Origin of the sequence: Helicobacter valdiviensis (assembly GCF_003245365.1) — a bacterium.
Lineage (GTDB): Bacteria > Campylobacterota > Campylobacteria > Campylobacterales > Helicobacteraceae > Helicobacter_D > Helicobacter_D valdiviensis.
The window spans coordinates 1-4,296 of the sequence record NZ_NBIU01000059.1 but is presented as its reverse complement, the minus strand read 5'-3'; the positions used below and the strand labels follow the sequence as shown (position 1 = coordinate 4,296).

The 4,296-nt window shown below is 32.2% G+C and carries 4 protein-coding genes and 1 pseudogene; all 5 read right to left on the bottom strand.

Features of this window, described 5'->3' with window-relative positions; translation table 11 throughout:
- Positions 1-490, bottom strand: a 490-nt coding sequence (locus tag B6S12_RS10275; RefSeq protein ID WP_111230685.1) for a hypothetical protein, incomplete at its 3' end; no start/stop codon positions are given.
- Positions 481-984: a DUF4376 domain-containing protein gene (locus B6S12_RS10270; RefSeq protein ID WP_111230684.1), complete on the bottom strand. Its 504-nt coding sequence runs from the start codon at positions 982-984 to the stop codon at positions 481-483. The genes B6S12_RS10270 and B6S12_RS10275, both read right to left, overlap by 10 nt.
- An 840-nt stretch (positions 985-1,824) precedes the next feature.
- Positions 1,825-2,319 (bottom strand): annotated as a pseudogene (locus B6S12_RS11845) (phage tail protein); the annotation flags it as partial.
- Positions 2,319-2,942 (bottom strand): phage tail protein I, encoded by a 624-nt coding sequence (locus B6S12_RS10260; RefSeq protein ID WP_111230683.1) that lies wholly within the window; start codon positions 2,940-2,942, stop codon positions 2,319-2,321. The pseudogene B6S12_RS11845 and the gene B6S12_RS10260, both read right to left, overlap by 1 nt.
- On the bottom strand, positions 2,939-4,159 hold the full coding sequence (locus B6S12_RS10255) for a baseplate J/gp47 family protein (RefSeq protein ID WP_111230682.1): 1,221 nt from the start codon (positions 4,157-4,159) through the stop codon (positions 2,939-2,941). The genes B6S12_RS10260 and B6S12_RS10255 overlap by 4 nt, the downstream gene beginning before the upstream one ends.
- Positions 4,160-4,296 lie beyond the last annotated feature (137 nt).

Genomic DNA, 4,296 nt, shown 5'->3' with positions numbered 1-4,296 from the left:
TTTCCTCTTTTTGTGGAGGTTCTTTGTTTTTAATCTCTATGTGTTTGCTTTCTAGCTTTAAATGTCTAGCGATAAAATCTTGAAGCTTTTTAATGACTAGATTGTAAATATCTATTTCTTTAATCTCTTTATTTCTAGTTCTTAAGGCTTGGATACAAATTAGAATGCTTAAAATCTCACCTAGAATTAAAAAGCTAAAGCAGTAATCTACAAAAATATAAAGATTAGAAATGCTCTTAGCTCCAAATGCTACTACAAAGGGAATAAACAAACTTAAAGCTTTACTTGTAATATCAAAGCAGATAAAAGCTCTTAAATTCTCTCTAAATGAGATTGTTTTAATAAATCCAGCAAACCCACTAAAGAAAAACACAAACAAAAGGGCATAAACTTGAGCAGAGCTTATTCCAAGATAACTAATCATTTGAAAAAACACTGCTAAAATGCCACTTCCAAAAATTAAGATTTGATTGCTTTTTTCTAAATCCATTTGATTGCCTCCACTTCTTCTATGGTTTGTGCATTCTCTATTTGCTCTTTTAGTGCATTTGCTTTAAAGGTGATTTCTTGTGTATGGAATGCTACACTTGAAGCGAAGATTAAAAACTCATTAGGGGTAAAACTCACTTTCTCATCGTTGCTATCAATCCAAATGATTTCACTAATGCTTTTTGTGCTTTGAATATCCAGCATTAGATTAGTTACTGCACCATTGATGTTTAGCTTATCTTTTTCTCTTGTTTGAAAAGTATGCTCTTTATAGCTTAGCCCTCCATCTAAAAGTGCATCTCTTTTAGTTCTTATTGCTTCTAGTTTGCTTTGCTTTGAGGCTTCTAGTAGCTCCTGCTGTGTAGGAGGTGGTGGAGTGGTAAGGGCAATAAACTCTTCTTCAGAAATAGCTATTAAACCCTCCTTAATCTCTTCATCTTTGACATAATCTTCATAAGCCCAAAGCTCGTTATTAGAATCTTTGTAGTATTTCATGGGAACTCCTTAAAAATATACCGCTTTAAGTTTTGCTGTAAGGTTTATATTAACTGATACAAACATTGCAACCCATTTGTATGTGGTATTTTTGGGGACTAGAAATATAGCACCATCCCATTTGTTGTAATATCCAACAGTAGTACTTCCTGCATCACCATAATCAATGGTAAATCTTTTTTTGATTTCAAAAGTTTTATCTCCTATAATCAAATTACTTGTTACATTACTATAGGGTTGATGAGTATCATAATATAGACTATCTGTACATAATCTAGTTACTATCAATAAATCTTTTCCGCTATTATTTGTATAATTTACATTGCTTTTAAGCGTAAAAGCTTTTAATAATTCCTCTTCGTAAGCTCCTTCACAAATTGCTTTTATAAGATTTTTATCCACATAGCTTGGAGCTAGTTTCTTCATCGTTCCTAAATTTATAAGTTGATTATCAGCAGTAGCTTCTTTAGCACACACTGGATTTGCACTAAAAGTTTTAATTCCATTAATAGTTTGATTACCATTTAAAGCTACTTTGGCATTCCCCACAGAATCTACATAAGATTTATTTGCTAATTGATTATTAGCAGTAGGGTTTGTAGCACATACTGGCACTACACTAAAAGTTTTTATCCCCGCTATGCTTTGATTGCCACTTAATAAAACACAATTTTTTAATTGATTTCCTAGATTATTATTTAAACTATTTATAGCACTATCTAGTGTGGCTTTATTAATAGCATGATTTGCCTCGCTTGGATTTGCAACACTAAAAACTTGTGCATTATTTCCATTTAAATCTGCTTTTAATGCAAGTTTGGCTAAAAGTTCATTGATAGCACTATCAATTTTAAGTTCTAATTCTAGTTTGATTTTATCTACATAATCCCTACTTGCCATAATTACACTAGGTTCTAGCTTTAAAATAACTTCCTCTGCATTAGATAACTCCATTACTACTTTAATCATTAGTTCTTTCGCACTTCCTTGCTCTAAGAGTGGCTTATAGGTTCTTGGAGTATTTCCTATTGCGATTAAATCTCCCTCGCTATCATAAATTCCTATGGCATTCACTTCAAATCCTCCAACATTACTTGGCACATAGCATTCTAAATGCACATAGTTTGGATTAAGCTCATCAATGGACTTACTTGCAATATTTGCTTCATACACCACTTCTTCTAAGTTTCTCATCTCTTCACTGGGCAAAATCACTTTAGAACTTAATTTAAATTTTTCTAAATTCACTCCATTGCCACTAGCCCTAGCAGCAATAAATTTAGCAATTCCAATACTTGTTAAAATGGTGTAAAAATCACTTTTAGTTTTATTCATCAATAAACTCCTTTAAAACTAATATTTGTTTTGCTTACCTCACAAATAAACACCGCATTTGCATTAAAGCTTGTTTTTGCATTGCTTTGTATTCGTGTAGTTTGAAAAGGTAAAAGCTCTATTTGCTCTCCACTAAGCTCTACACTTGCATTAAAGCTATCATTCTTACTTTCAATCTCTATTTCAATAGCTTCTAGCACACTTCTTACATTTTTAAAATCTTTAATTAATCTCTCCAGTGTATTAAAGGTGCGTTCATCAAAGCTTTCATTTTGTGAAGTTACTTTAACCTTGAAAAAATAAGGCTCTCCTCCATAGTTAAACCACTCTTTAACCACTGCTGTTGGAAAGACAGCTTTTAGTGCTTCTTTTATTGCAAAGGTGGTGCCGTTATATCTATCTAATAAAAGTGCTTTACTTATAAGCTCTCTTGCTTCTTTTATCTCTAGTCCATCGATACTTACATCATAAGCATTGGCTAATATTGGCAATAATCTTTCATCACAATTTAGTGCTAGATTGCTAATCTTTTCTAAATTTAAAGCTTCTAATCTAGCTTTAGCACTTAAATCAATGGCTTTGCTTTGGGGTTTATGGTGAGGCAAAATTAAAAGTTCTTTCATAGAGTAGCCTTTTGGTATTCAATACTAAAATTTAGCATTGCAAATTCATCATCAGCGATTAAAATATCTTGCAGGGGCAAATCTTTATAAATGTAGCTTTCTTCTTCCTCTGTATTTTCTTGTGTGCTTTCTTGTGTGTGGTGTTCTACTTCTAGCTTTATCTTTTCTTCTAAAGTAATAATCTCACTTTTATAAACTCCTTCTTGGTGCAAACATTTATAAATAAAGCCTAGTGCTAAATCCACACTTAAATCAAAATCTTTTTGTAAATCATTAATCTTAGAACTTATTTCATTAACGCGAGATAGCTCTAATAAATAAAGTTTTGCAGTTACTTTAAACTCTCTAGCCTTAGCTAGTTCTACACTCACACTATCTGTAAGGGGACGCACTTCATCACCACTTAGATAAGCTTCTACTTCAGGGATTATGGTTTCATCTTCACTTTTTATGATTACTCTAACCTTTCCAGCTCCATTATTTAAAGCTTTAATGCTTGAAACTTTAGGAGTAGCGCTTAGGGCATGGTAGATATAGCCTTTCTCACTTCCAGCAGTTGAAAAACGATGAACACTCATTACAGCTCTTTCTCTTAGAGCTTCATCACTTTCTTTACTTGCTCCACCACTAAAGGCTTCTAGTTGCTTAATCTTTGCTACAAAGGGGAGTGGAGTTTGTAAAAATTCACATTTAACTTCTTTGCTTTCAATATATTCTTCTAACTCCAATACTCCTAAAGCCTTGTTAGTATTTTTCTTAATAAAGACATTTTCTTTTAGAGTTGCAATATCTGCTAGTTCGTTTGAAAAAATAGAACCTTTAGGAATGAGAACATCATAATCTAGCAAAGTATTAAGTTCAAACTCTACACTTGCACTAGGTTTAACGCCCTCTAGTCTTTTAATTAAATATCCATTAGCCACTACATTATCTAAATCATCTCCTTTTGCATAATGCAGATAGGTTGCTTTTATACTTTCATTAATCCTAGCTCTAATTATCATTTCTCTATAAGCAAGAGCTTCTAATACTGCTTTGAAGGGATCAGATTCTAAAAGTTCTACATTTTCATCAAAAAAGGTTTTAAAAAGTTCTTCATAAGCTTTTAACAGCTTTTCAAAATCTAACTCCTCTATGACTTGTGGATAGGGAATGTCTTTTAAAAAGGTTTGCTTAAAATAGCCATTGTTGGCTAAAAGTTCAACGCTATTGCTCATATTTGCACCTCTATGCTAGGGTGATTATTAAAAAGCAAAGTAATGTTTAATTTGTGGTTATTTAAAGAATTTAATCTTACTCCTTTTAGTTCCACTCTTTTTTCCCATTTAGTGATTGCCTCACTTACATATTGAGT